General features: G+C 38.4%; 24 protein-coding genes and 1 pseudogene. 20 read left to right on the top strand and 5 right to left on the bottom strand.

All coding sequences use genetic code 11. The features are described 5' to 3' along the window. Window positions 1-376 precede the first annotated feature (376 nt). Complete coding sequence (locus IV81_RS08180) at window positions 377-2,293, top strand: fructose-1,6-bisphosphatase (protein WP_057804108.1); 1,917 nt, start codon at window positions 377-379, stop codon at window positions 2,291-2,293. On the opposite strand, the gene IV81_RS08175 is transcribed toward IV81_RS08180, so the two are convergent. Next, complete coding sequence (locus IV81_RS08175) at window positions 2,290-3,195, bottom strand: magnesium transporter CorA family protein (protein WP_057804106.1); 906 nt, start codon at window positions 3,193-3,195, stop codon at window positions 2,290-2,292. The genes IV81_RS08180 and IV81_RS08175 overlap by 4 nt on opposite strands. A gap of 106 nt (window positions 3,196-3,301) precedes the next feature. Here IV81_RS08175 and IV81_RS09405 point away from each other — a divergent pair. Next, window positions 3,302-3,454, top strand: a pseudogene (locus IV81_RS09405) (DUF2188 domain-containing protein); the annotation flags it as partial. 275 nt (window positions 3,455-3,729) lie between these two features. On the opposite strand, the gene IV81_RS08170 reads toward IV81_RS09405, so the two are convergent. After that, complete coding sequence (locus IV81_RS08170) at window positions 3,730-4,848, bottom strand: hypothetical protein (RefSeq protein ID WP_057804105.1); 1,119 nt, start codon at window positions 4,846-4,848, stop codon at window positions 3,730-3,732. Between the two features lie 116 nt (window positions 4,849-4,964). Then, complete coding sequence (locus tag IV81_RS08165; protein ID WP_057804103.1) at window positions 4,965-5,765, bottom strand: hypothetical protein; 801 nt, start codon at window positions 5,763-5,765, stop codon at window positions 4,965-4,967. Between the two features lie 247 nt (window positions 5,766-6,012). Here IV81_RS08165 and IV81_RS09315 point away from each other — a divergent pair, with 247 nt between their 5' ends. From IV81_RS09315 to IV81_RS08145, 5 genes are all read left to right on the top strand, one after another. Then, window positions 6,013-6,153 (top strand): hypothetical protein, encoded by a 141-nt coding sequence (locus IV81_RS09315; protein ID WP_157059764.1) that lies wholly within the window; start codon window positions 6,013-6,015, stop codon window positions 6,151-6,153. 105 nt (window positions 6,154-6,258) lie between these two features. After that, on the top strand, window positions 6,259-7,155 hold the full coding sequence (gene murQ / locus IV81_RS08160; protein WP_269083945.1) for an N-acetylmuramic acid 6-phosphate etherase: 897 nt from the start codon (window positions 6,259-6,261) through the stop codon (window positions 7,153-7,155). Window positions 7,156-7,170: 15 nt separating this feature from the next. Beyond that, entirely contained in the window at window positions 7,171-9,138 is a 1,968-nt protein-coding gene (locus IV81_RS08155) for a glucose PTS transporter subunit IIA (RefSeq protein WP_057804101.1), read from the top strand. Between the two features lie 109 nt (window positions 9,139-9,247). Continuing rightward, window positions 9,248-10,090, top strand: a complete 843-nt coding sequence (locus IV81_RS08150) for a MurR/RpiR family transcriptional regulator (protein ID WP_057804099.1) — start codon at window positions 9,248-9,250, stop codon at window positions 10,088-10,090. 208 nt (window positions 10,091-10,298) lie between these two features. Further along, the gene (locus tag IV81_RS08145; RefSeq protein ID WP_057804098.1) at window positions 10,299-10,970 is read left to right on the top strand and encodes an MgtC/SapB family protein; all 672 of its coding nucleotides are present in this window, start codon (window positions 10,299-10,301) and stop codon (window positions 10,968-10,970) included. A gap of 87 nt (window positions 10,971-11,057) precedes the next feature. Here IV81_RS08145 and IV81_RS08140 read toward each other — a convergent pair whose 3' ends face one another. Further along, window positions 11,058-11,840 carry an alpha/beta hydrolase gene (locus IV81_RS08140; protein ID WP_057804096.1) on the bottom strand — a complete coding sequence of 261 codons (783 nt, stop codon included), beginning with the start codon at window positions 11,838-11,840 and terminating at the stop codon, window positions 11,058-11,060. 152 nt (window positions 11,841-11,992) lie between these two features. Between IV81_RS08140 and IV81_RS08135 the strand changes: the two genes are divergently transcribed. After that, window positions 11,993-13,510 carry a hypothetical protein gene (locus IV81_RS08135; RefSeq protein ID WP_057804094.1) on the top strand — a complete coding sequence of 506 codons (1,518 nt, stop codon included), beginning with the start codon at window positions 11,993-11,995 and terminating at the stop codon, window positions 13,508-13,510. Window positions 13,511-13,637: 127 nt separating this feature from the next. Here the strand turns inward: IV81_RS08135 and IV81_RS08130 are convergent, their stop codons facing one another. Next, window positions 13,638-14,288, bottom strand: a complete 651-nt coding sequence (locus IV81_RS08130; RefSeq protein ID WP_057804092.1) for a bifunctional 4-hydroxy-2-oxoglutarate aldolase/2-dehydro-3-deoxy-phosphogluconate aldolase — start codon at window positions 14,286-14,288, stop codon at window positions 13,638-13,640. 197 nt (window positions 14,289-14,485) lie between these two features. Here IV81_RS08130 and kduI point away from each other — a divergent pair, with 197 nt between their 5' ends. The 12 genes from kduI (at window position 14,486) to IV81_RS08070 (ending at window position 24,788) form a co-directional block, all read left to right on the top strand. Further along, window positions 14,486-15,331: a 5-dehydro-4-deoxy-D-glucuronate isomerase gene (gene kduI, locus IV81_RS08125; protein WP_057804090.1), complete on the top strand. Its 846-nt coding sequence runs from the start codon at window positions 14,486-14,488 to the stop codon at window positions 15,329-15,331. Window positions 15,332-15,349: 18 nt separating this feature from the next. Then, on the top strand, window positions 15,350-16,165 hold the full coding sequence (gene kduD / locus IV81_RS08120; RefSeq protein WP_420848351.1) for a 2-dehydro-3-deoxy-D-gluconate 5-dehydrogenase KduD: 816 nt from the start codon (window positions 15,350-15,352) through the stop codon (window positions 16,163-16,165). Between the two features lie 49 nt (window positions 16,166-16,214). After that, a complete protein-coding gene (locus IV81_RS08115) occupies window positions 16,215-17,165 on the top strand; it encodes a sugar kinase (protein WP_057804086.1) in 951 nt (316 codons plus the stop codon). A gap of 2 nt (window positions 17,166-17,167) precedes the next feature. Next, complete coding sequence (locus tag IV81_RS08110; protein ID WP_057804084.1) at window positions 17,168-17,959, top strand: hypothetical protein; 792 nt, start codon at window positions 17,168-17,170, stop codon at window positions 17,957-17,959. A gap of 17 nt (window positions 17,960-17,976) precedes the next feature. Beyond that, the gene (locus IV81_RS08105; protein WP_057804083.1) at window positions 17,977-18,732 is read left to right on the top strand and encodes an IclR family transcriptional regulator; all 756 of its coding nucleotides are present in this window, start codon (window positions 17,977-17,979) and stop codon (window positions 18,730-18,732) included. Between the two features lie 110 nt (window positions 18,733-18,842). Next, the gene (locus IV81_RS08100) at window positions 18,843-20,021 is read left to right on the top strand and encodes a glycoside hydrolase family 88 protein (RefSeq protein WP_057804081.1); all 1,179 of its coding nucleotides are present in this window, start codon (window positions 18,843-18,845) and stop codon (window positions 20,019-20,021) included. A gap of 20 nt (window positions 20,022-20,041) precedes the next feature. After that, a complete protein-coding gene (locus tag IV81_RS08095) occupies window positions 20,042-20,542 on the top strand; it encodes a PTS sugar transporter subunit IIB (protein ID WP_057804079.1) in 501 nt (166 codons plus the stop codon). 21 nt (window positions 20,543-20,563) lie between these two features. Further along, window positions 20,564-21,352, top strand: coding sequence for a PTS mannose/fructose/sorbose/N-acetylgalactosamine transporter subunit IIC (locus IV81_RS08090; RefSeq protein ID WP_057804077.1), 789 nt, complete (start codon window positions 20,564-20,566; stop codon window positions 21,350-21,352). Next, entirely contained in the window at window positions 21,342-22,157 is an 816-nt protein-coding gene (locus IV81_RS08085) for a PTS system mannose/fructose/sorbose family transporter subunit IID (protein WP_057804075.1), read from the top strand. The genes IV81_RS08090 and IV81_RS08085 overlap by 11 nt, the downstream gene beginning before the upstream one ends. A 35-nt stretch (window positions 22,158-22,192) precedes the next feature. Beyond that, window positions 22,193-22,639, top strand: a complete 447-nt coding sequence (locus IV81_RS08080) for a PTS sugar transporter subunit IIA domain-containing protein (protein ID WP_057804073.1) — start codon at window positions 22,193-22,195, stop codon at window positions 22,637-22,639. Next, window positions 22,639-22,914 carry a preprotein translocase subunit YajC gene (locus tag IV81_RS08075; RefSeq protein WP_057804071.1) on the top strand — a complete coding sequence of 92 codons (276 nt, stop codon included), beginning with the start codon at window positions 22,639-22,641 and terminating at the stop codon, window positions 22,912-22,914. The genes IV81_RS08080 and IV81_RS08075 overlap by 1 nt, the downstream gene beginning before the upstream one ends. Beyond that, on the top strand, window positions 22,911-24,788 hold the full coding sequence (locus IV81_RS08070) for a heparinase II/III domain-containing protein (protein WP_057804068.1): 1,878 nt from the start codon (window positions 22,911-22,913) through the stop codon (window positions 24,786-24,788). The genes IV81_RS08075 and IV81_RS08070 overlap by 4 nt, the downstream gene beginning before the upstream one ends. Window positions 24,789-24,949: the final 161 nt, after the last annotated feature.

The following is a 24,949-nucleotide window of genomic DNA, read 5'->3' as shown; positions in this document are numbered from 1 at the left end:
AAGTGTTAGCAGTAACTGCAACACCCGTTGATGAAAAATTAGCTAAAATGTTTAATTAATTATTGAAAAAATAATTCCGGACATAACATGGCAGAAGACAGGAAAATTTCGAAAGCCATTCTAGCATAAATTTTAAACTTAGATTTATGTTCATTAATTTGGCAATCGCTAGATTTGGTCTGCATCATGGATCCTGAATAGAAAAGTTACGACAAACCAGAGTTTTGTCGTAACTTTTTTTATTTTAAAGCAGATTAATTATCGACGGTATCGAAGGCGAGTCCTGTTAAAAATAACGTAATTGCTTGTAAGCGATTTAATTTATGTTATTATCAAGATGTTGATTTTAAAATTTATCTAAAAAGGGTATATACCAATGTATAAAGAAAAGTATTTTGATGAACTAAGAAAAGAATTTAATGACGAAGATGAAATTGTTACGGAAATCGTTAACTTGGAAGCAATTTTAAACCTTCCAAAGGGCACAGAGTACTTTGTTAGTGATATCCATGGAGAATATGATGGGTTAAACCATATCTTGAAAACGGGCGCCGGAATTATTAGCGAGAAGATTAATTTACGTTTTCCAGATATGGATACCAATGATAAAAATGAGCTAAATTTTATCATTGCATATCCTAAATATGCACTGGAAAAAATGCAATTAAAACTGCAGGATGATGAGCTAATCACTTGGTACTTTACAATGATCTCGCGTTTGATTGAAGTAATGCAATATTGTGCTAGTAAATATTCACGGTCGAAAGTCCGGAAAAGTTTACCTAAAAAGTACGCGTATATTATTGAAGAACTGCTGTATGTTGAGGGGAATCCAAAAAATAAGCAAAAGTATTATGAACAGATTATTAGTAAGGTAATCGAACTAAACCGTGCTCAGGATTTGATTCAGAGCTTAGCGAGAACGATTCAAAAATTGGTGATTGATCATATTCACATTGTGGGTGATGTTTTTGACCGTGGGCGGAAATCAAATGAAGTGCTGGAACTTCTTGAAAACACGCACTCGCTAGATTTTCAGTGGGGCAACCACGATGTGCTATGGCTGGGAGGTTTTGCCGGATCTCAAGCATGTATCGCCACGCTATTCCGGATTGCCACGCGTTATGGCTATATCTTTGATTTGGAGCGCCAATACGGAATTAATTTACGTTCGTTGTTCACTTTTGCTGACCAACATTACGATGCCGATCCATATTTTTATCCAAAAACGGGAAACTTTACTCAAAAGGACTTGGACCTGCTATCGAAAGTGCATCAAGCATTGATTGTCATTCAGTTTAAACTAGAGAGCCAGATTATTAAACGCCAACCTGATTTTGATATGGATGATCGTCTCTTTTTGGATCAGGTCCAAACTGGAAAAGTGCAGATAAATGGAAAGAGCTACCCATTAGAACACGCGGCCTTTCAAACGGTCGACCCAGAGCATCCCGATCAATTAACGGGTGAGGAACAATCGGTTATTCAAAGCTTGAGTTATTCTTTCCGACATTCACCTAAAATTAAAGTTCATATGAACTTTGTTTTAAAAAAGGGGAGCATGTATTTAATTTATAATAACAACCTCCTGTATCACGGATGTGTGCCTCTAACAGAAGATGGTGATTTTGATAGTTTTAAGTATCAAAACAAATCATATGAAGGAAAAGACCTTTTAAACTTTTTTGAAAAACATATTCGAGCGGCAGTGAATAAGCGTGGAAGTTCTGAAAATAATGATACGGATTTAATGTGGTATTGCTGGATTGGGAAAAAATCGCCGTTATTTGGTCGAACCGCCATGACAACTTTTGAACGGTACTTTATTAGCGATAAAGAAACCCATAAAGAAGGCGATAATCCGTACTTCAAGCTTCGAGATCGATTATCAACCGCATATTACATTTTAAATAAATTTGGTTTAGACGAGCATACAAGCTATATCATCAATGGCCACACCCCGGTCAAGGCTGGTAAAGGTGAATCGCCAATTAAGGGTGGCGGTCAGATTATTGTGATTGATGGTGGACTGTCTAAAGCGTACCAAAAAGCAACCGGAATTGCCGGGTATACGTTAATCAATAATTCATATGGGTTCCAGATTGTTACACACATGCCGTTTAAGGGAATCGACGATTTGTACGAATCAAAAGCCCAGTCCACAAGTTTAAAGCGGATCATTGACCGTGATTTACCACGTCGTAACATTGCTGATACAACGATTGGAACCGAGCTAAAGGGCCAAATTGATGATTTGAAGTATTTATTGGAGACGGACGAAAGTGGTGATTAATCGTTAAATTTTTTAAAACGAAGAATGATCCATGCGACAATTGTAAAAACACCACTGACAAGAAGCATCAGTAAAAAGCCCTGTTCCGAATGACGTCCAGGAAGGCCACCGGTATTCATTCCCCAGAGTCCAGCAATCAGCGTGGGAATGGAAATGACCAATGCGGCCGAATCGAGATATTTCATTAAGTGGTTCAGGTGATTACTCATAATGTCAGAAAAAAGACCGCTGATAGCGTCGATTAAATCGCGATAAACTTCAACTAGTTTGGTGATTTGACGCTCAGCGGTTTTTATATTGTAGATTACCGTTTGATCAGTCAAATTCTTAGAAAATTCATCAAGTTTGAATAGGTGTTCCAATGCTTGATGCTGGGTTTCTAGCGTATGTTCTAGGATTACTGTATCTTTTTTGATATTTTTAAGCTGAATTAGTTCTTCATTTTTAGTCGTTTGAGATGAATTGGCCTCTAACTGTTCCAATTGGTCTTTAATATGTGACAACTTGGTGCGATAGTTAGAATAAATTTGAAGTAAAAAGGCCGCGATGACCGCTTCGTGCGAATCGTAACTGTGGGCATTAATTAGTTCATAGATTTCTTTTTCATTGTGTGAGCTTTCGTGAATAAAGAAGACGAGTTCGGTATCATTAGAGGCAATCAGAAAAGGATCTAAGAGTACTTTATAATTATCAGCCTGAGTGGTTACTTTAAGATTACACAGCCCAACGATGCAAGTTCGGAGTTGATCTTCATTTTTAAAATCAATCGTTCGAGGAAAAACAACGGGTGTTTCCATACCAGCCGTAATGTTAGTTGGAAAATTATATTGAGCAATACGGGCGGACAGCGATTGTAGATTACTGAACTTTTCAATTTTTAGATTAATTTTTTTAGATCCCATGGGTTCGGCCCTCCTTTGAAGACGTTTATATAACTAGCGCCTTTTACTTTATAGAAACATTTTATTATATTAAAATGCTAAATACAAAAGAAAGGAGGTGATTTAGATGCCATGGTCAAAGAATGATTATCCAGATTCTATGAAAAATTTATCAGAAAAAGTTCGAAATAAAGCAATTGAAATTGTGAATGCTCTATTAGACGAGGGATATAAAGAAGAACGTGCCATCCCAATTGGAATTAGTCAGGCTGAAAAATGGGCAGATAATCAAAAGGAAAGCTAATGATGTTGATAAAAACTTCGTAAAGAAATCAGTTCACTTTCGAATTGGTTTCTTTTTTGATTTTTAGAGTATATTCGATCACGATTCAATTTTGCAGATATAAAACAAATAACCGATCCGTAAAACAAATCGTTAAGAGAGTAATATGTAATGATCAGGAAAAAGGTTTAAAAAAATACCCAGAAGTTAAAATGGAAAATTAACTTCTGGGTATTGATCATCCTAATCAGGATTTCATCACTTGTTTTGATTTAGTAACTGCCGGTGCTGGTACCGCCGCCATTTACTCCGTTAGCATTGTAGCCACCGTATAAACCGGCGCCGCTATTGCCATTGTTGCTGCTACCAATACCACCATTGCCGCCGTAGTACGAAGCGCTTGTATCAGAACTGGAGCTAGAAGCTGCCGCTGCTGACTCCGCCGCCGATTGCTCAGCTGCGGCTTCAGCACTGGATTCTGCCGCTGCCGATTCAGAAGCCGCTTTTGAAGCGGATTTAGAAGCCGCCTTGGACGAAGATTCGGCTGCCTCAGCTGCTGCTTTTTCCGCCGCTGCTTTTTCAGCTGCCGCCGCTGCCGCTTGGGCCTCTTGTTCGGCCTGCTTGTTTTCTTTATTAACGATGGTCTTTAAACTAATCAATTTGGTTTGTTCATCAACCGTTTTTTGTGATTTTTGATTTTTACTCATATCCTTAATTAAGGCTTCGATAGTTGCCACTTGGATGGTTTGGTTGTTATCGTGTGCCTTAATGATCGCATCGTAGCGTTTGCCAAGTTTATCCGCTGTTTCCACAATTTTTCGAACCGAATCCAACCGCTTAACGTAGTTGTTTTTGAACGAACTAGTTAGGTCGGCAGACTTAACCGAAGAAAGTTGGGTGTCGACTTTTTTAGTCGTTACCTTTAGACCAACTCGGGTTTGGCTGTTAAAGAGCTTGTTATAGTCTGAGCGAACGTCAAATGCCGATTGTGCAGATGAAAGCTGGTTGGATAATTTCGATGTCTTCTTACCATTATGTAACTTGCTAATATCAGTTTTAATTTTATCCAATGAGTTCTGCGTCACAGAAGACTTTACGTCGGCATGTCGGTTATCCGTATAAATGTTATCAATTTGAGTTTGAATAGAACTAACTTCACGCGAATAAGAGACACGGTTGAATCCCCAAACGGCACCGCCAACAACTAGTAGAACTAGAAGAATTCCGCCAATTAAGGTGATATAGCGTCGAACTAAAATCGACTTTTTACGACGCTTAACCGTTCGCCGACCACGGTATAATTCGTCGTCGACATATTGATCATGATACGGATCGCGTGGATTAAGCCAATTTTTAAAACTTTCAATCCATCTCGATATTGTTTGCTTCATAAGTAAAATCCCCCAAGATTAGTCAACGTAAATGATATAGGTTAAATAATCGATTTCTACAAGTAATTATATACTATTATACTGTTTTTCCCATAGTGGGGGCAAAGTTTTTCCTTTTATATGCGCCATAAATCGGAGGGTGGATCCATTAAAATTTTTTTGGCAGCACTGGTCGATAGAATTGGGTCGTCGAGAACAATTTCGCTGGAGATAGTGAACAGGTGAGCTAAAAGGTCTACAAGGACTTCTTCGATCGCCATTTCAGGAATTTCGATATTTTTAAGACGATGATCGATTTGAAAGGTGACTTCATCTTCAGGTTTAATCACTGACATTCCAAAGATCGTCGCAAAACTATCGAGCAATGTATAGGTGAATTTTGAAATTTGTGTTGCTTTCATTAATTTTTTGCTAATGGAGGTTTCGGTGAACGGAACACGTAGTTGTAAATGGCGGCCGTTACAATCGAAATTTAGCATTGTGAACGAGTCGTCTTCGGGATCGGTGTACAAATCTTTTAGATGATGGACGAAGACCCAATCTGATAATCCGCGCGTTGTTCCACTCAGAGGCACAGAACGAAAAGTGCCAAAAACAATTGGTCGGGAATGGGTGATGCCAAGATGATCGGTCATCATTCGAACGAAAATATCACGACAGGGCTGGGATCGCAAAAAATCACGAATTAATTTTCGAGTAGACTGATTGGCGGTATGCGGTGGCCGATCGGTATCAATAATCAAGGTATTACCTGGAATTCGCCACTTACTAATGTCGTGCATATAAATAGTAGTTTCACCATAGATTCTGGCATTGGGAATCAGGGGTAAGTTCCACTCTTCAATGCAGTTGTCCGAAAAAGTTTGTTGAGAGCTGAGCTGCTGAAATTGATCATAGTAGTTCAGTTGTAGTTCCATACTAAATGTTTATCCTCCGCAAATAAATTAATTGTCAAGATATAATACGTAGAATATTACCAAATAAAAAAATCGATAACAAGTATTATTTTTAAACGGTAACCGGTGTAAATGCTTTCTTGCCGAGTACGTCAATATATATTTTTTTGAAAAAATATATGTATATACCAATGTTTAAATTGAGAAATAGGTTTCTTAGTAATATGATATATTTATGATATATACCATTTAGAAAGAGGTGATACTTATGAAGCCACTAAGAAGTCGGACGTTTATTTTAACGGGATTGGCGTTGATCATTATTTACGTTGTTCAACGGGGAATTCCGTTACTAGTGACGGGGATCGCATTAATGCTAATCGGAATTGCGATTCAAGCTCGAAAATGAAATGGCATTTCAATAAAAAACGGTAATTTAAAATAAAAGTTGAAATATAATTTCTTATGGGTTACAATAATTTCAACGAATGAAAACGGATACACGGAGGAATTATTGATGATTGACTTAAGCAAGTTAACGACGGAAACACGAAATGAAAAAACAATGAATTTGGATGAATTATCAACTGCAGAAGTATTAAAGGTGATGAACGAAGAGGATCAAACGGTGGCTAAGAGTGTTAGCAAAGCACTTCCTGATATTACAAAAGCCGTTGACCAAATTGTTGCTAACTTTAACCGCGATGGTCGCTTATTTTATATCGGAGCTGGAACAAGTGGACGTTTAGGTGTGTTAGATGCTGCGGAATGTGTGCCAACATTTGGAACGGATCCTGAGATGGTTCAAGGATTAATTGCTGGAGATATGAAAGCGATGACGGTTGCCGTTGAAGGTGCTGAAGATTCCAAAGAATTGGGAATAGAAGATTTGAAGGCACACGGCTTAACTGATAAAGATACGGTAGTTGGAATTGCAGCAAGCGGTCGAACCCCATATGTAATTGGTGGGTTGGATTACGCAAAGGAAGTTGGTGCAGCAACGATTAGCTTGGCCTGTAACGACCATGCCGAAATTAGCCAACATGCTGACATCCAAATTGAAGTTCCGGTTGGCCCAGAAGTTTTAACGGGTTCAACTCGATTAAAATCAGGAACTGCTCAAAAACTTGTTTTAAATATGTTGTCGACCGTTTCAATGATCGGGATTGGAAAAGTTTATAAGAATTTAATGGTGGATGTTAAACCAACTAATGCCAAATTAGTTGAACGTTCAAAACGCATCATCATGGAAGCAACTGATGCAGATTATGAACTAGCCAGCGAAATGTTCGAAAAAGCGGATGAAAATGTAAAACTGGCAATTGTGATGATTTTAACGGGCGTTGATTTAGACGAAGCAAAAGAACGCCTTGCAAAAGCGAAGGGCTTTGTTCGTAAAACAATCGATTAGTGGAGGTAAAATCAAATGGCAGAGACACCAGAAGAAAAAATTAAAAGAATTTCACAGGAAATTTATAGTGAAGTTGGTGGAACAGAAAACGTTGAAAAGCTAATTCACTGTATGACTCGTGTCCGAATGACGATTAAAGATGATAGTAAAGTCGATATGGAAGGCTTAAAGAAAATTGACGGCGTAATGGGTGTTGTTGACGATGAGACCTTGCAAGTAATTGTTGGTCCGGGGACGGTTAATAAAGTTGCTGACGAAATGGTTAAAGAAGTGGGCGTTAAGCTTGGTGAGCCATTTCCAAGTGCCAAGATGGATACAACAGGGATGACCGATAAGGAAATCGTTGAAGCAAAAGCAGCAGAAGTTAAGGCAGCTCAAAAAGCAAAACAAAAACAAACACCGATTAAACGTGTATTGAAGTCAATCTCAAACATCTTCATTCCGTTAATTCCAGCATTTGTTGGGGCTGGATTAATTGGTGGTGTTGCTGCGGTAATGTCAAACTTGATCGTTGCCGGAGATATCAGCAAAAGCTATACAGATTTTGTTACAATTTTAAAGTTTATTCAAAACGGAGTATTCTCGTACCTTGCAATTTACGTCGGAATTAACGCTGCAACCGAATTTGGGGCAACAGCTGGTCTCGGTGGTGTAATTGGAGCGGTAACTTTGCTACCAGGAATGGATATCAATGCGCCGTTACATAATATCTTCAACGGTCAGGCGATGAGTGCCGGTCAAGGTGGTATTATTGGGGTAATTTTTGCCGTTTGGGTTCTTTCACTAATCGAAAAACAATTACATAAGTGGGTTCCTGATGCAATTGATATCATTGTCACACCGGCAATTTCGTTACTTCTGATTGGAGTATTTACAATTTTCATTGTTATGCCAGTGGCCGGAGTAATTTCAAGCTCATTGGTTGGCGCAATTAACTGGATTTTGAACATTGGCGGGGCATTTTCTGGTTTTGCCTTAGGGGCTTTGTTCCTACCAATGGTAATGTTTGGACTACACCAGATTCTTACACCGATTCATATTGAAATGATCAATAAGACGGGTTCAACACCGTTGCTTCCAATTTTAGCAATGGCGGGTGCTGGACAAGTTGGAGCTGCTGTAGCGCTCTGGATTAAATGTCGTAAAAACAAACAACTAACAAATATGATTAAAGGTGCTCTTCCGGTTGGAATTTTAGGAATTGGTGAGCCACTGATTTACGGGGTTACTTTACCATTAGGTCGACCATTCATCACAGCATGTATTGGTGGAGGAATTGGTGGGGCAGTCGTTGGTGGCTTGGGCCACGTTGGTGCAATTGCGATTGGACCTTCTGGACTTGCACTAATTCCATTAATCACTAGTGGACGAGTAATGGCTTATATTTTGGGGATATTGGCCGGATACGCTGGTGGATTTGTCGCAACTTACTTCTTTGGAATTCCTAAAGATGCGATGGTTGGTGAAGAAGACGCCGCTGAAGTTCAAGATGATAATGCATCAGTAATCGATTCAAATCTAAAGACGGCCACGATTACAACACCCGTAGCTGGAACGCGTGTCGCAATTGATGCCGTCAATGATCCAATGATGGCTCAAGAAGTAATGGGCAAGACGGTAGCTGTAATTCCGAATATGGATTCAAAGATATATTCTCCGGTCAACGGAAAAGTTACAATGATCGCTGAAACAAAGCACGCGATTGGTTTTATTAATGAAATTGGTGAAGAAGTTTTAGTTCATATTGGAATTGACACCGTTAAACTCAATGGTAAATTCTTTAATATTGACGTTAAAGTGGGCGACTTGGTAAAACAAGGCGACATATTGGGGAGCGTCGATTGGCAAGGAATCATTGATTCAAAATTGGATCCAACAACGATGACGATTGTCACAAATTCAATCGAATATGAAATTAGTAAAGTCGAACTAGGGGATAAGGTTGAAGCCAATTCCGTATTAATGGATAATAAGGTTCAATAATTTATTTTTAATTGAGGCAATGGAAGGGCTCGGAAATTTTTCCGGTCCTTTCTTTTGTTATAATTGATTGCAAAGTTAACCGTATTATTGGCGGATAAAGGGGATTGAAATGAAGAGCATTTTATTTACTTTAAACAATAAACTTGAAAGTTTCTCTAAATCGGAACGGAAGGTAGCGCAGTTCATAATTGATCATCCACAGGACACGATTCAAATGAGTGCCGATGAAATATCGCACCGAGCTCAAGTGAGCGCGGCAACCGTGGTTCGTCTGGCAAAAGAGGTCTGTGAAGATGGATTACCTGGATTAAAAATCCGACTTTCGGCCGAAGTAAAGCTGGATGATACACTATTTACTGAAGTCGATCCGTCAGATGATTTAGAAACGATGAAACATAAAATGGAGTTTCGGATAAGTCACGCGATTGGGCAAACAAATCAGGTTTTAAGCACAGATGCGGTCCAAAATGCGGCGGAGATCATTGACAAAGCGGACAATATTTACGCATACGGACTGGGAGCTTCTAATTTAGTCGCATCAGATTTTCAACAGAAGTTTATTCGGGTTGGAAAACCGGTTGCACAAACTTTGGATACCCATTTGATTGCGGTGGGGATGATTGACACAAACTCAGCACTACTAATAATTTCCAATTCGGGTGAAACAAGCGAGGGGTTGCGCTTAGCGAATGCTGCAAAATCGCTCGGAGTTCCGGTAATTACAATTACGCACGCACCTGACAGCGCGATTGCTAAAAAAAGTACAATTATATTAACCCATGACGATAGCGGCGAAAGTGGGACTTTGCGAACGGCAGCAACCACATCACTAATGGCTCAGTTATACGTGGTTGATTTACTGTACTACACGTATATAACAAAAAACTTTGATAGTAATGCCACGCGCCTAGCAGAGTCTAAAAAAATTATTTCAGAAAATTTTGATCAATAAAAAGTGCAGATTGAATTGGATTAAAGTCTTGATAAATTTAATTTATCGGGACTTTTTTACTAAGCCGAAGATTGAAGATAGGTTCCACCAGAATTTTAAGAATGAACAAGTTTGGGACGCCATCCATAGCAATCTTTAAAACAAATAGTGTTAGAATTTATTTGAAGAAGAATCGAATGGTATCAATTAGAAAGGAGAGCTTTTAACAATGTTATATGCAGAATGGAGTCTGCGTTTAATTGTTGCTGCGGTTTGTGGTGCGTTTGTTGGATACGAGCGTTCAGCCAGATTAAAAAATGCTGGAATTCGAACGCACGTAATTGTGGCATTGGGAGCAGCGTTGGCCATGCTGATTTCTAAATATGGTTTTTATGATTTGTTGATGAATAGGGGAATCGAGCTTGATCCGTCGCGAATTGCTGCTCAAATTATTAGTGGAATTAGTTTTATTGGAGCTGGAACCATTCTAGTTCGAGGGGATGGTGTAAATGGATTAACCACGGCTGCCGGAGTATGGGCGACTGCCGCAGTCGGAATGGCCGTTGGCTCGGGGTTATATTTCATTGCAATCGTTGCGTCGATTTTGATTGTAGCTTCGCAGTATCTATTTAGAGACAGCTTTTTTCTTAAATATTTATTGAAACGAAAACATTTTCATTTTCGAGTTATTTTACAGAATGAAAGTGGATCGCTAACAACTATTCAAAATATTTTTAATGATGTGGGCTTTTTAAGTAATAATTTTTCAATTAATAACGTGACGGAGAATCGAATTACGGGTGATTTGGAAGGCATTCTGACTAGTAAACAGGATATTGACACCGTTTTACTAAAAATAGCTGAAGATCCACGGGTAATTGAAATTCAACGTGAGGATTAAGGGGCTGATTTTCGTTTCGATTATGACAATAAATATGTAGAAAAAGGAGTCACGACAAAACGGTTGTCATGGCTCCTTTAGTAATTATTACATATTTTGTTTCAGCCAATTCATCGCTACTGGCAATTCTGAATTCCATAGCGTCCAATTGTGACCACCGCTTTGTTCGTCCCAGGTAAAGCGATCAGATAACTTTTGCTCAAATTTAATTTTAAACTTTAAATCCATGTCACGGAGAAAATCAGTTGTGCCGGTCGACATAAAAACTTTCAATTGATTATCGGCGGGATCGAGCTGTTTTAAGAGCGCATTAATGTTAAGCGGTGCTTCTTCAATGTTCAAATCATGGAAAACAAAACTAAAATCTGGCATTAAGTCGTGGTGATGATCACGCCAATCAATCAGATCGGCGACTGGAGAAAATGCGACAATCGAATTAAATTTTTGAGGGACACTTAATCCCCATTTTAAAACAGCGTAGCCCCCCATTGAGGTTCCCATTAAGAAGTTTTCTGAGGGATTATCGGATAATGGGAAAATAAATCGCATTCTTTCAACAAGTTCTTTGGTCAAGAAGTCCCAATATTGCGGTCCATCTTTAATATTAGTATAAAATCCACGTTGCGTTTCAGGCATTACGACCGCCAGCCCCAGTTCAGAAGCGTAGTGCTCGATATTCGTATTTCGAAGCCACGACATGGCATCACCGCTGAGTCCGTGTAAAAGCCAGAGCGTCGGAAGCCGGTGATTGCCACGGACAAACTGGGTTTTAACCTGCTTGTGATCGCCCATTGGCTCCGGAAGAATCACATTAACGTGAACGTATTGATGAAGCGTATTGGAGAAGATGTTATTTTGATGAATTGACATGATCGACCTCCTGAATAATAGCGGTTAATTTTGACTTGTGCTCACTGGTATTATAATACGTTCCTGCCAAAAGGATAAAAGTGACGATCTTAGAAATTGAATGTTCAATTTGTTTGATACAATAAGCATAAAATCAATTAGGAGTTACTTTTATGGATAAAGATGAGCAAATAATATTTGAAAAGATTCAAAATTTAAAAACGGTTAGAAAACCAGTGCCGTCAAGAATGGACGAAGTAGAACTATCAAAAGATATACGAAAGGTGCAGCCGTATCTAAATTTGGTAACATCCGGCTTGGAGCATGATAAAGCCATGATAATTGATGCTTTAGTAAAGCTAATTATCACGGTTCAGCGGAAGTTTTTTAATCGATCATTATGGCAAACTACGGCGTATTCTCTTGGGGATTCGATTACGAGTGTTATTAGTGAAATGGTTGATCGAAAAAAAGATCTAATTCAGATATTAAAAATGACGATTAATTTAGCTTCGTATTTAGCAAAACATCATTTAGTGATGGATAGTCAAGATTTAGTCGATCGCATGTTGGAAAGGGTTTCTGAAAAACGTCCCAAATTGGTTGAAGAATTATTTGAAAGTGCATTAAATGATCTGATTGAAGATGATAATTTTGACGATGATTATCCTGAAGCGCCCTTAAGGATAACCGAATTCTTGCAAAATGATCCTATTCGTTTATTGAGGGATGAAGATTCATACCTATTTTCACAAAATTCACATATTGATTTTAATCAATTTATTGAAAAAATATATAAAAAACATAGTAAGTCACAACTATTCTTAGCATACTCGTTTTTTAGTGGACCAAAAGAAGTAGGTAGTCAAATTTTAGATTATGCGATGAATTGGCCGGCATCAAAGGCGAGAACCTATGAATTGAGCTACGTGTTTAATTTTGTCATTGCATTAGATTTAAATTTAAATGGTGTAATCAACCTTTCTAAGGTGTTTCATCAATTCATGAAATTTTGTCAAGATCAAGAATTGATTACGGATAATCAGTATCGGGAAGTGTTGAAAGAAGGAAATGATGCAATCTTATCAATGATTACTGATCAGATTGGATTTGATAAAGATCGGTCAACGAAGAAGATTTCGATTTGGAAAAAGGCGGATGAAATTTTTTCGAAACCTAATCATACGATTAACGTAAAAAAGGCAACCGAGATTTTAGCAGATTTAGATTGGACTAATAAATCAACGGTTGTTGAAAGAATGACGCAGTGGCGACCGAAACAAATTAAATTATCCAAAAAGCTTAATCAGCATCAATTAGATTTAGAATTAAAAAAAGCTAACATAGAGATTGAAAATTTGAAAAAACATTTCCCAATGCTTAATGATATTTCAGAACTTAAAGACTATGAAAATTTTGTTATTAAAATTCATACGAAGATGGTCAGAAAATATAATCGCCGTTTACGTAATTGGACGATGGAAAGTTTGATTGATTGTTTAGAAACTCTTTATCGAACCAATCATAAAATATATGAATATCCAGCCCATCTTAGATATTTGGAATTATATATTTCACAACTGGACGATGATCATGCAATTGGTAGCTTTTCATCTTTAACAAATGGATTAGAGATCGCCACTGGTCGATACCTAACACTGGGGATTAACTGGTTTAGTAATGCTAGGTAAACAGCGTGAAAATAAATACTAAAAGATATGTCTTGTTTCAAGCTACGATAATATTACCGGGATATGGCAAACAAAAAATGAAGTTCAATCGAACTTCATTTTTTGTTTATTATAATTAATTCCCGATTTATCCTAAGCTTTTAATACGGACCAGTTCTTCGTGGTATGCTTGGGCGTTTAACTTAACTTGTTCAAAGTCGCCTTGCGCTGCTGGACCAACTAAATTACTACCGGCACCAACAACAACGACTCCTTTTTCAAACCATTCGTGCATATTTTCAAGATTAACGCCACCAGTTGGCATAATGTTGGCATGTGGTAGCGGAGCTTTAACGGCTGATACAAATCCTTGCCCGACGACGCTGCCAGGGAAGATCTTAACAATATCTGAGCCATATGACATTGCCGTTTGCATTTCAGTGATAGTCATGCAGCCAGGCATGTAAGGAATTTGGTATAAATTACATAACTTGGCAACTTCTTTATCAAAAGAAGGACTCACAATAAATTCAGCGCCAGCCATGATTGCAATTCTAGCCGTGACGGGATCTAAGACGGTTCCAGCACCAATGCAAGCTTCTTTATCATCCTTGTATTCTTCTTTTAATTCAGCGATGATTTGGTCGGCTTGTGGTGCGGTAAATGTTAACTCAATGCCCTTTACGCCACCGTCAATACAGGCAACAGCTGCTTTGTATGCTTCTTCTTTACTTGCTCCTCGAACAACTGCAACAACACCTGTTTTTTCAATTTTTTCTAATGTTTCAACTCTTTGCATTTAACTCACCCCTGTTTTATTTGTAAAATTCAGGATTTATTATAGCGCTTTCAATTATATCTGCAAGCGCTTTATTTTTTATTATTTTATTTTTTGAAAGCGCTTGCTTTTTAAAAAATAGTTATGTATATTGTACTTGTGATTTACTTATAGGATATCCAGTTTCCTATCAAGAAATAATTTTAGGAGGATAAAAGATGGCTTTTTCGATGGTAACAAACTATGCGCACAGTCCGGAGGATATTAAAAATTATTCAACTGAACAAATGAGAGATCAATTTTTGATGGAGAAGATTTTTAATCCAGGAGATATCTTACTTACTTATACTTACAATGATCGGATGATCTTTGGTGGAGTAACACCGACCGATGCCGCGATGGAAATTCAATTAGATAAAGATCTAGGCGTTGATTATTTCCTTCAACGTCGCGAATTAGGAGTTATTAACATTGGTGGCGAAGGGATTATCACAATCGATGGTACCCCAGAGACAATGGTTAAACACGATGGATATTATATCGGAATGGGCACAAAGCAAGTTCTATTTGAGTCGAAGGATCCGCAAGATCCAGCTAAGTTTTATGTAGTTTCGACACCTGCGCATAAAACATATCCAAATAAGAAATTACCGTTTGCCGATGCTTTGGCAATGCCAATTGGTGATCAAGAACACATGAACAAACGTACCATTTACAAGTATATCGATGCTTCACAAATGGATACGTGTCAATTGCAAATGGGATACACGGTACTTGAACCAGGCTCATCTTGGAACACAATGCCAGCACATACGCATGCTCGTCGGATGGAAACGTACATGTACCTTGAATTTGGTGCCGAAGATACGCGTGTTTTCCATTACATGGGTAAACCTGATGAGACTAAGCACATCGTTTTAAACAATGAGCAGGCCGTAGTTAATCCAAGTTGGTCAATTCATTGTGGTGTAGGAACCACTAACTATGCTTTCATCTGGGCTATGTGTGGTGAAAATCAAACGTATGATGACATGGATGCAGTACCAATGGACGAACTTAAATAAAGATTAGGAGTGTCTAACATGGAACAATCACAAGAAGAAATTAAGAAAAATGAAGCAGCTTTAGATCAGTTTAAAATGAACTTTTTTGATTTAACAGGCAAAGTAGCGATGATCACGGGTGGTAATACTGGTTTAGGACAAGGTTACGCAGTCGCTTTAGCCGAAGCTGGGGCAGATATTTTTATTCCAACTTTTGGAACTGCCGAATGGGATGAAACGCGCGCAATGATTGAAAAACGCGGCCGTAAAGTGGAATTCATGGACGTTGATTTGACTAAGCCAGGAGTTCCAGAAGAAGTAGTTCAAAAAGCAATGGACACTTATGGACATATCGACGTTTTGATTAATAACGCCGGAATGATCCGTCGTAATCCCCTTTTAGAATCAAAAGATACCGACTGGGATATGGTAATCAACATTAACTTAAATGCGGTTTACCATATGTCAATGGCGGTTGCCAAAGTAATGGCTAAACAAAAATCCGGTAAGATTATCAACATTGGTTCAATGTTATCGTTTCAAGGTGGTAAGTTTATTCCTTCTTATACCGCATCGAAGCATGCGGTCGCTGGATTAACCAAAGCATTCGCCAGTGAATTGGGTGCTTATAATATTCAAGTTAATGCCATCGCACCCGGTTATATTAAGACGGCTAATACGGCACCAATTCGGGCAGATGAAGCCCGCAATAAGGAAATCCTTGATCGTATTCCAGCTGGACACTGGGCAGAACCACATGAATTAATGGGAGTAGCAGTATTTCTAGCAAGTAAAGCATCTGATTATGTTAACGGTCATATTCTTGCGGTTGATGGTGGATACCTAGTAAGATAAATATTCTAATGACCGAGAAATCGGTCATTTTTTAATGGAGATAATTATTATGAAAAAATTTCTAACAATTGGAGAACCACTTTCTGTATTTAGCTCAGAAGATTTAAATGCATCTCTATCAGAGACGAAGCACTACACTAGATTTTTAGCTGGCGCGGAACTGAATGTTGCCGTTGGGGTTTCTAGATTAGGATTACCTACAGAATATGTTACTGCCGTTGGAAAGGATCCTTTTGGAACATCGATTATGCAAGATATCAAAGATGCCAAAATCGGAACTGATTTTATCGATGTGATGGAACAGTACCCAACTGGCTTTTACTTTAAACAACGGGTCGATCACGGTGATCCCGAAATTTTCTATTATCGTAAGGGTTCAGCAGCCAGTCACTATGATGTAAATAATTTGAATAAAATTGATTTATCTGAGATTGAGCATATTCATACTTCTGGAATTATGGCTGGTATATCAGAAGAAGGACGAATTACAACGGAAACAATGTTGGAAAAAGCGATTAAGAATAATATCAGAACAACGTTTGATCCAAACATTAGGGTGCAACTGTGGTCATCAGAAGAGTATATGAAAAAGATTTTGAATCAGCTTGCAGCAAAGGCTAATATTATTTTACCCGGAACCAATGAAGGCAAAATTTTAGTTGGATCATCTGACCCAGAAACAATTGCTGATTTTTATTTGAATCAAAGTGAGATTACAGACACGGTAATTGTAAAAATTGGACCGGATGGAGCGTTAATTAAAAATAAGACGGGATTAGATCAGATTATTTCAGGATTTAAGGTGGATCAAGTGATTGATACAGTTGGAGCTGGAGATGGTTTCGCCGTAGGATTGATTTCCGGCCTTATGGATGGCTTGACGTATGAGGATGCCGTTAAACGTGGATGTGCAATTGGAGCCTTGGCTGTTCAAAGCCCTGGCGATAATGACGGATATCCAACGAGAGATCAATTATCTAAATTTATGGAGCGAGGTTAAAAATGCGAAACATAAAGTTGACACTTTTAGATGATAAAGATAATGTATTAAAACAGTCCGAGAATGCTGAAAAGGTTTTTCTTGATCCGCATCATCCTTACGCATTTGGCGATCGAGTAAGAGTTAGTGTTGAAAGTACACCAGTGTACATTGTAGTGCAACTGGATTCGGCACTGAGTCCGGCATTAATCTACCTAACAAAAAAGGATTGGGAATATAAAATACCATTTAATATTCAAAGGGAATGGCCGTATCCGGATGGGGCATTTCTAGGAAAAGCACATTATTTGCGTGCGCGATATGCCACAGATGGCGAAATATCAGAATATCGAAATATTGCTGTAAATAGTCATGATCAACATGATCCCCAGTTGGCAGCTTTTCCGCATGCCACGGCAAATGCGGAGACAAGGGGAGAATCGGTCTTTTACGCCAAAAACGCCATTGATGGTATGCTAGCTAACGAAAGTCATGGCAATTATCCATATCAATCATGGGGAATTAATGCGCAGGATGATGCAGAAATTAAAATTGATTTCGGACGAAAAGTTACAATGGATAAAGTCGGATTGGTTTTAAGGGCAGATTATCCGCATGATAGTCATTGGATCGAGGCCACTTTAGAGTTTTCTAATGGTGATAAGGAGATAATTTATCCTAAAAAAACTAAGGAAGAACAGTTCTTTGGCTTTCAAGAAAGAACGGTTAGTTGGATAAAACTGACCAAGTTAATTAAAGATAAAGACATGTCGACCTTCCCAGCACTCACCGAATTCGAGGTGTTCGGAAGGTAACATTTAGGAATGAGAAGATGGGCGAACAAAAAGCATATGGTACGGTGCTGTTACGTGCTAAATCAATATTAGATGAATTATTAAACTATGAAGAAGGATTGACGTTAAAAGAAATTTCGGAAGGCGTCAATGAATCTAAGTCAACAACGCTAAAAGTTCTCAATACAATGCAGTTAACGGGAATGATTCGGCGAAATGAGGACGATAAAAGGTATTTTATCGGACCAACAATGGTGGCCTACGGTGAAAAAGCGCGGAAAGATTTTAATCTTATTCAAGTAACGAAACCATTTTTAACGGAACTTCAAAAAGTGACGAACGAAACGATCAATCTGGGAATTGAAGATAATTCAAAGGTGGTTTTCCTTGAAAAATTAGAAAGCACACAAGCAATCCATCTTAATTCAAGTATTGGTGGAAGTATGGACATGTATAGTTCTTCGATGGGAAAAGCACTGCTTGCTAATAAAACCGACGAGGAGCTAAAGGAGTACTTTGCAACGCATCAATTAGCCGCCCTGACGGAGAATACAATTACTAGTGTCGATCAACTGATGGTGCAATTAAAAGAAATTAAGAAACAAAATTTCTCAACCGAATGGGGAGAAAATCAAAAGGAAGTCGTCTGCATTGGCGCCAGCATCGTAAAACGTGGTGTAACATTGGGTGCTTTTAGCGTTAGTGTACCTGAGTACCGGGTGGATGAAGAAACTTTTGAAGATATTAAACGCTTAGTCGTTTCAACCAAAAATCAAATCGAAGAAGTTTTGTAGAAACTCTAAAAAAACTCTTGATAAAGCGCTTTCAAAAAGGTATATTAAGTGTGTGCTAAAAATAAAGAAACTCAGTTTCCAAATAAGAAATCAAACAGAAAGGAACACCAATGACAACCGAAAAGTTAGTAAACGCCCAAAGATTTTTCAATAATGGTTTAGTTATAAAGGAAAAGTTAGAAGCCGCAATTAAAAATGCGTTATCAATTATAGATAAAAACATGGATTATTTTGGAGATGAGTATCCAACTCCTGCAAGTAAAGATGGTATTTATCCCAAAATGGATAACACAGAATGGACAAACGGCTTTTGGACAGGAATGCTGTGGTTGGCGTACGAATACACAAATGATGAGAAATACCTAAACGCGGCAATGCGTGACGTTGAATCTTTTAAAACGAGAATTGATCAAAAAATCATGGTGGATCATCATGATTTAGGATTCCTATACATCCCTTCGTGCGTGAGCGCTTTTAAATTAACCAAAAATGAAAACGCTTACTATTCGTCAATGGAAGCCGCGAAGCAGTTAACCACCAGATTTCAAAAGAATGGTGGTTTCATCCAAGCATGGGGGAAAAAGGGAGATGACAGTAATTATCGACTGATAATTGATGCGCTACTTAATATTCCACTTTTATACTGGGCCGGAAACGAAGGTCACAAACAAAGCTACATAGAAATGGCAGAGTCGCATTATAAAAATGCTTTAGACACGGTGATTCGAGAAGATGGATCAACATTCCACACGTATTTCTTCGATAAAGAAACAGGAAAGCCATTACATGGAGCAACTCATCAAGGATATTCAGACGATTCAAGTTGGGCACGCGGTCAAGCTTGGGCAGTTTATGGAATTCCGTTGCATTACAAGTACATTAAAGGACCAACCGATTTAGACCGGTTCGAGCAGGTAACGAATTACTTTTTGAATCGCTTGCCAAAAGACAACGTTCCTTATTGGGATCTAATCTTTAACGATGGTGATAACCAGCCCCGTGATTCCTCTGCCGGAGCAATTGCGGTATGTGGAATGGCAGAGATGTTGAAGAGCTTACCAGAAACGGATCCAAATAAGTTGGTTTATACGTACGCAATGCACAGTATGATGAGCTCATTGATTGAAAATTATAGTCAAAAGACGGCCTATGATGGTGCCCCACTGTTAAACCACGGAGTTTACTCATGGCATTCAGGTAAAGGAGTCGATGAGGGAAACACTTGGGGAGATTATTTCTATTTGGAAGCGTTAATTCGTTTTTATAAAGATTGGCAATTATATTGGTAAATTGGTAGGAGGAATTTATTATGACAGAACCAAACATTAAAGCAATTCGCTTAGATGAAAGATTAATTCACGGACAAGGACGTTTATGGATTTCAAATTTAGGGGTAAACCTGGTAATCGTCGCAAACGATGAGGTGGCCACAAGTAAAATTCAACAAACATTAATGAAATCACTAATGCCTGACTCAATTGGAGTACGCTTCTTCTCCATCCAAGAAACGATTGATAAAATCTTTAAGGCTTCACCACGGCAATCAATCTTTATCATTGTTAAAACTGCTACAGACGTACTACGACTGGCAGAAGGCGGAGTTCCAATGAAAGAGGTCAACGTTGGTAATATTCACTTCAAGGAAGGGAAAACCAAATTAACGAATTTCATTTCCGTTGATGCAGAAGATATTAGCGCATTAAAGAAGTTACAAAGTGATTATGGGGTTGATTTCAATACTAGAACAACGCCAATTGGAAACGAAGTAGGTTCTGATTACGATTTGAACGGTTATCTAAGAGAACATTAGACAAAATTGGAGGAAATTAATATGACTTTTACAGTTATGCAAGCATTTTTAATTGGTTTGTGGGCTCTCTTCTGTTTTGCGGGTCAAGTATGGGGAAACTATACTAACAGGGCGTTATTTATCTCATTTGGTGTTGGACTTATTTTAGGTGATTTACAAACTGCAGTAATTTTTGGAGCAACAGCAGAATTAGCATTTATGGGATTCGGTGTAGGCCCTGGTGGATCAACGCCTCCTAACCCATTAGGACCAGGGATTGTCGGTACAATTATGGCAATTTCGATTAAGGGACTAACCCCTAGTGCAGCTTTAACACTTTCATACCCATTCGCAATTATCGTTCCATTTGTGATTACATTTATTTTCACGATCAACTCCGGTTCGATGGAAATGGCTAAAAAAGCAATTATGGAAGGTAAATATCGTAAATACCAATGGATGTCTAACTTTACGTTGTATGGATTTATGCTCTTCGCGTTTGTGTTTGGTTTCGCAGCAACATTAAGTACATCAGCATTAAGAGTATTCGTTAACGCGATTCCAACCTGGTTGATGAACGGATTGTCAGTTGCCGGTGGACTACTACCTGCCGTTGGTTTTGCACTTATCTTGAGCACAATGATTAAAAAAGAATACATCCCTGCAATTATTTTGGGATACGTTTGTGTGGCGTACTTAAAGATGCCAGTAATTGGTCTAGCATTTGTCGGAGCGGTACTTGCATTTAACAACTACTTTAACGGTAAAAAGGCAGTTAAAAATGATGGAAATAATGATGTAGAAGATGGAGGATTTGAAGATGGCATCTAGAACACCAGTATTAACAAAAAAAGATTATGCAGTTTCGGTCTTACGATCATACTATCTCCAAAATGCTCAAAATTATGGAAATATGCAAGGAACCGGGATGCTGAAGACCATTTGGCCACAGCTTCGTAAGATTTATAAAGACGATGAAAGCGAGTTTCGTCGAGTAGCCGTCTCAAACTTGGAATTTTATAACACCAATCCACAACCGTACCCATTTGTTTCTAGCTTAATGCTTGCAATGTATGATAGCGGACAAGATGAAGATGATGTTCGTGCGGTTAAGATGGCGTTGATGGGACCACTTGCCGGAATTGGGGATGCTTTATCGCAGTTTGCGTTAGCACCATTGTTCTCAACAATTTTTGCTTCACTTGCACTAGAAGGAATGACATTTGCACCACTAATATTTATTGCGTGCTTGGTTGCAATTACATTTGGTGTACGTTGTCTAATGGGATATCTGGGCTGGAAAGTCGGAACGAGCATCATCGACACGCTTAGCGACCAGATGGCTGCAATTGCCGATATTGCAACTACAATTGGTTTAACCGTTATCGCCGGACTTTCTGTTTCCTTTGTTAAAGTCAACTTGGCTCTCCAGTATACAACATCGATTAAGGGGAAGACGCAGGTTGTAGCGATCCAAAGCTTCCTAGATAAAATCATGCCGTACATGCTGCCAGTTATTTTGATTTATTTCGTTTACTGGTTAATCACGAAGAAAAAGTGGACAGTTTATAAGATCATTTTATTACTATTAGTTTTAGGAATTGCTTTATCAGCGATTGGATTACTAAAACCATAATATCGAAAACGTGAATTAGAAGGGGAATTGTTGTTATGAAGTATGATGTTTGTATTGTTGGCCATGGAAACTTTCCAGATGGGGTCGAATCAGCAATGAAGTTATTAGTTGGTTGTGAGGGGGATATTACACGCTTTAATCTTGATCAAAATACGACGCACGACCAATTTCATGATGAGGTAAAAAAATATTTAGAAGAACATCCCAATGTGATTGTTTTTGCCGATATGACGGGGGGCGCACCTTACCAAATTACGGCAGAATTAATTTTAGATGCGCAAAGAGAAAATCAATATATTCTATCAAGCGTTTCAATGAACGTTGTTTTGGATGTTTATTTAAAGAATAGTATGGATCAATTGAATCCAGACAATATTGTTGAAACCTTCGAACATGTGATTGCTGAATCAAATAAGCTAACAATGGTAACGCCTAATAAAACGTCTTTTGAAGAAGATGACATAGAAGAAGGGTTTATCTGATGAACTATCTTATCATAGCAGCGTTAGTCGTAGTTTTAATTGTGTACGTGGTCCTGATTCCCTTAGCAAAACGTAAGAACATGCGTAACGCGCAGGAAAAATTACAGCGGTTCTATAACAGTTTATCAACCGGAGATACGATTGTTTTGTCGGATGGCATTAAAGGTCAGATTACTGGTATCGATGGGGAATTTTACAAAGTACGAATTGCTGAGAATGTTGAAGTTGAGCTCAATAAATTTGGAATTGTAAATAAACTAGGAGACAGTAAATGAACTGGCAAATTGTTGAAAAATTAATCAATAGTAGATCCTTTACCTATCACGATGATTATCTAGATAATTCGGAACTCTTGATGAAAAATGAATTTGTATTTCAACATGTGTATAACATGGAGCCCTCACCTGAAAAGTATCAATTGACGGACTGGCAGGTATCACCAAACGGGGATCCAGAGTGGTTGTTTGTGCTTAAGCGTCAAGAGTATTTGCAAGATTTAATTTACTCATATTTAGAAACCAGGAATGTAAAGTACCTAGAAAAGGTTAAATACTACATTTTTAATTGGATTGAAAATAATTATGATAACTTAGACGCAAAATATACGACATGGCGAACAATTGATACTGGAATTCGACTATTAAATTGGGCTTCAGCAGTTGATATTTTAAAAAAGAACCATTTGTTGTCGGGGGTCGAGCTACAAACATTAAAAGCAGTTGTTAACGATCAGGTCCAATATTTAAAGGATAATTATATCGACAAGTATGACCTAAGTAATTGGGGTGTTTTAATAACGACGGGCGTTTTGACGTTTGATGCCGTTAACCGCAACGTTGTTAAGCCAGAATTAATTGATTGGACGATGCAACGCTTTGTGACCGAGATGCAAGTTCAGGTTGATGATGAAGGGATGCACTGGGAACAGTCACCCCTATACTTTATTGAGGTATTTCGAAGCGCACTGTGCGTTTTCGGTTCCTACAAGGAAGCACGCTTGAATTTGGATGGACAAATTGAACAAATTTTGTCACGGATGTTGAATGCGTTTGAGTACCAGATGCTTCCTGACGGAAAATTATTGCAACAAGGCGATACGGATGCGGTACCTACCAGGGATTTATTTAATTCAGCTTGGAACATGCTTCATGAAGAAGATTTAAATGGAAAAATTGATTTTCTAACTTCAATGTTTTACTACCACCAAGATGCCGAAGTGAAAGAACGCCACGTTGAAGGAAGACTAGATGCTTTTGTTTCAGGAAACTTTTTTAATAAGAAGAATAACGACTATCTTCACGTCTTTAACGGGAATCTCGGCAGTGGTCATGGACATGCTTCGAATGGTCAAATTGATTTAATGCTCAATGGCGATCAACTGCTGATTGATCCAGGAAGATACACCTACGTCGATTCTGAAATTAGAAGAAGTTTGAAATCCGGTGTTTCGCATAATGTTGTATTGGTCGACGGGCAGTATCCAATTGTGCCCAAGGATTCATGGAAATTTAAGTCCGTTGCAATCCCAGTTGGGAACGAAGTGAAGCATGTTGACGGGATGGATGCGTATAAATTAATCACACTTAATTCAGATGGTGATTTATATCGTACGCGATATGTGACATGGTTAGCTGAGAGAAGCACTTTGGTAGTGATTGACGTTGTCCGAAACGGTGGAAAACATATTGCATCAAGTAATTGGGTATTTGATCAGAAGGTTAATGTAGACATCAAATCGGCGCATGAAGCGGTGCTTAATGCTGCGCATGATAAGTATCAGTTGTTTACCTCAGAAGAGAGTGCGATTGGCGTTTACCAACAAGATTATTCGCCAAGGTACAACGAAAAATCGATCACATCTAAAATTAAAATCGAACAACCTTTTGAAGACTACTATGTTAATTTTACGGTGATTGGTAAGGCTGACGATGTTCAGCATTTGAATATTACGCAAGCAGGATCAGAGGGGGTGGTGGTTGCACCGGAAAATGCATATGCTTTTAGGTTGAGTTACGGTGCTGAGAAGCTTGATTTTGTACTGCAACATCTAAATACGTTCACCGGTCATAAATTATATTACGTTGATGGAGTTCCCACGTATGGTGAGCTAAGCGTAATTTCAAAGACTGGTGCACGTCGATTGTTTTAATGTTTAGTTTTATGTTTATGTGATGTTTTAAATCGAAAGTGATTACAACAATTTTGATGATAAAAACGACGTTGGAAGCGCCGTTTTTTTGGGATATTCGTCAACTGTTGTTGATAAATTTATTATACAAGTTCTAATGTAAGCACCCAATAACAGACCGA

The organism is Pediococcus stilesii (assembly GCF_001437075.1).
GTDB classification, from domain to species: Bacteria; Bacillota; Bacilli; order Lactobacillales; family Lactobacillaceae; genus Pediococcus; species Pediococcus stilesii.
Note: the sequence above shows the minus strand (reverse complement) of the source record. Positions and strands in the feature narration are given on the sequence as shown.

Coding starts and splice junctions, on each gene's coding strand:
- IV81_RS08115 (WP_057804086.1), top strand. CDS start 16,215: ATGAAAAAATTTCTAACAATTGGAGAACCACTTTCTGTATTTAGCTCA.
- IV81_RS08180 (WP_057804108.1), top strand. CDS start 377: ATGTATAAAGAAAAGTATTTTGATGAACTAAGAAAAGAATTTAATGAC.
- IV81_RS08155 (WP_057804101.1), top strand. CDS start 7,171: ATGGCAGAGACACCAGAAGAAAAAATTAAAAGAATTTCACAGGAAATT.
- kduI (WP_057804090.1), top strand. CDS start 14,486: ATGGCTTTTTCGATGGTAACAAACTATGCGCACAGTCCGGAGGATATT.
- IV81_RS08140 (WP_057804096.1), bottom strand. CDS start 11,840: ATGTCAATTCATCAAAATAACATCTTCTCCAATACGCTTCATCAATAC.
- IV81_RS09315 (WP_157059764.1), top strand. CDS start 6,013: ATGAAGCCACTAAGAAGTCGGACGTTTATTTTAACGGGATTGGCGTTG.
- IV81_RS08130 (WP_057804092.1), bottom strand. CDS start 14,288: ATGCAAAGAGTTGAAACATTAGAAAAAATTGAAAAAACAGGTGTTGTT.
- IV81_RS08165 (WP_057804103.1), bottom strand. CDS start 5,765: ATGGAACTACAACTGAACTACTATGATCAATTTCAGCAGCTCAGCTCT.
- IV81_RS08105 (WP_057804083.1), top strand. CDS start 17,977: ATGGGCGAACAAAAAGCATATGGTACGGTGCTGTTACGTGCTAAATCA.
- IV81_RS08100 (WP_057804081.1), top strand. CDS start 18,843: ATGACAACCGAAAAGTTAGTAAACGCCCAAAGATTTTTCAATAATGGT.
- IV81_RS08085 (WP_057804075.1), top strand. CDS start 21,342: ATGGCATCTAGAACACCAGTATTAACAAAAAAAGATTATGCAGTTTCG.
- IV81_RS08145 (WP_057804098.1), top strand. CDS start 10,299: ATGTTATATGCAGAATGGAGTCTGCGTTTAATTGTTGCTGCGGTTTGT.
- IV81_RS08170 (WP_057804105.1), bottom strand. CDS start 4,848: ATGAAGCAAACAATATCGAGATGGATTGAAAGTTTTAAAAATTGGCTT.
- IV81_RS08150 (WP_057804099.1), top strand. CDS start 9,248: ATGAAGAGCATTTTATTTACTTTAAACAATAAACTTGAAAGTTTCTCT.
- IV81_RS08095 (WP_057804079.1), top strand. CDS start 20,042: ATGACAGAACCAAACATTAAAGCAATTCGCTTAGATGAAAGATTAATT.
- IV81_RS08070 (WP_057804068.1), top strand. CDS start 22,911: ATGAACTGGCAAATTGTTGAAAAATTAATCAATAGTAGATCCTTTACC.
- IV81_RS08135 (WP_057804094.1), top strand. CDS start 11,993: ATGGATAAAGATGAGCAAATAATATTTGAAAAGATTCAAAATTTAAAA.
- kduD (WP_420848351.1), top strand. CDS start 15,350: ATGGAACAATCACAAGAAGAAATTAAGAAAAATGAAGCAGCTTTAGAT.
- IV81_RS08080 (WP_057804073.1), top strand. CDS start 22,193: ATGAAGTATGATGTTTGTATTGTTGGCCATGGAAACTTTCCAGATGGG.
- IV81_RS08090 (WP_057804077.1), top strand. CDS start 20,564: ATGACTTTTACAGTTATGCAAGCATTTTTAATTGGTTTGTGGGCTCTC.
- IV81_RS08075 (WP_057804071.1), top strand. CDS start 22,639: ATGAACTATCTTATCATAGCAGCGTTAGTCGTAGTTTTAATTGTGTAC.
- IV81_RS08110 (WP_057804084.1), top strand. CDS start 17,168: ATGCGAAACATAAAGTTGACACTTTTAGATGATAAAGATAATGTATTA.
- IV81_RS08175 (WP_057804106.1), bottom strand. CDS start 3,195: ATGGGATCTAAAAAAATTAATCTAAAAATTGAAAAGTTCAGTAATCTA.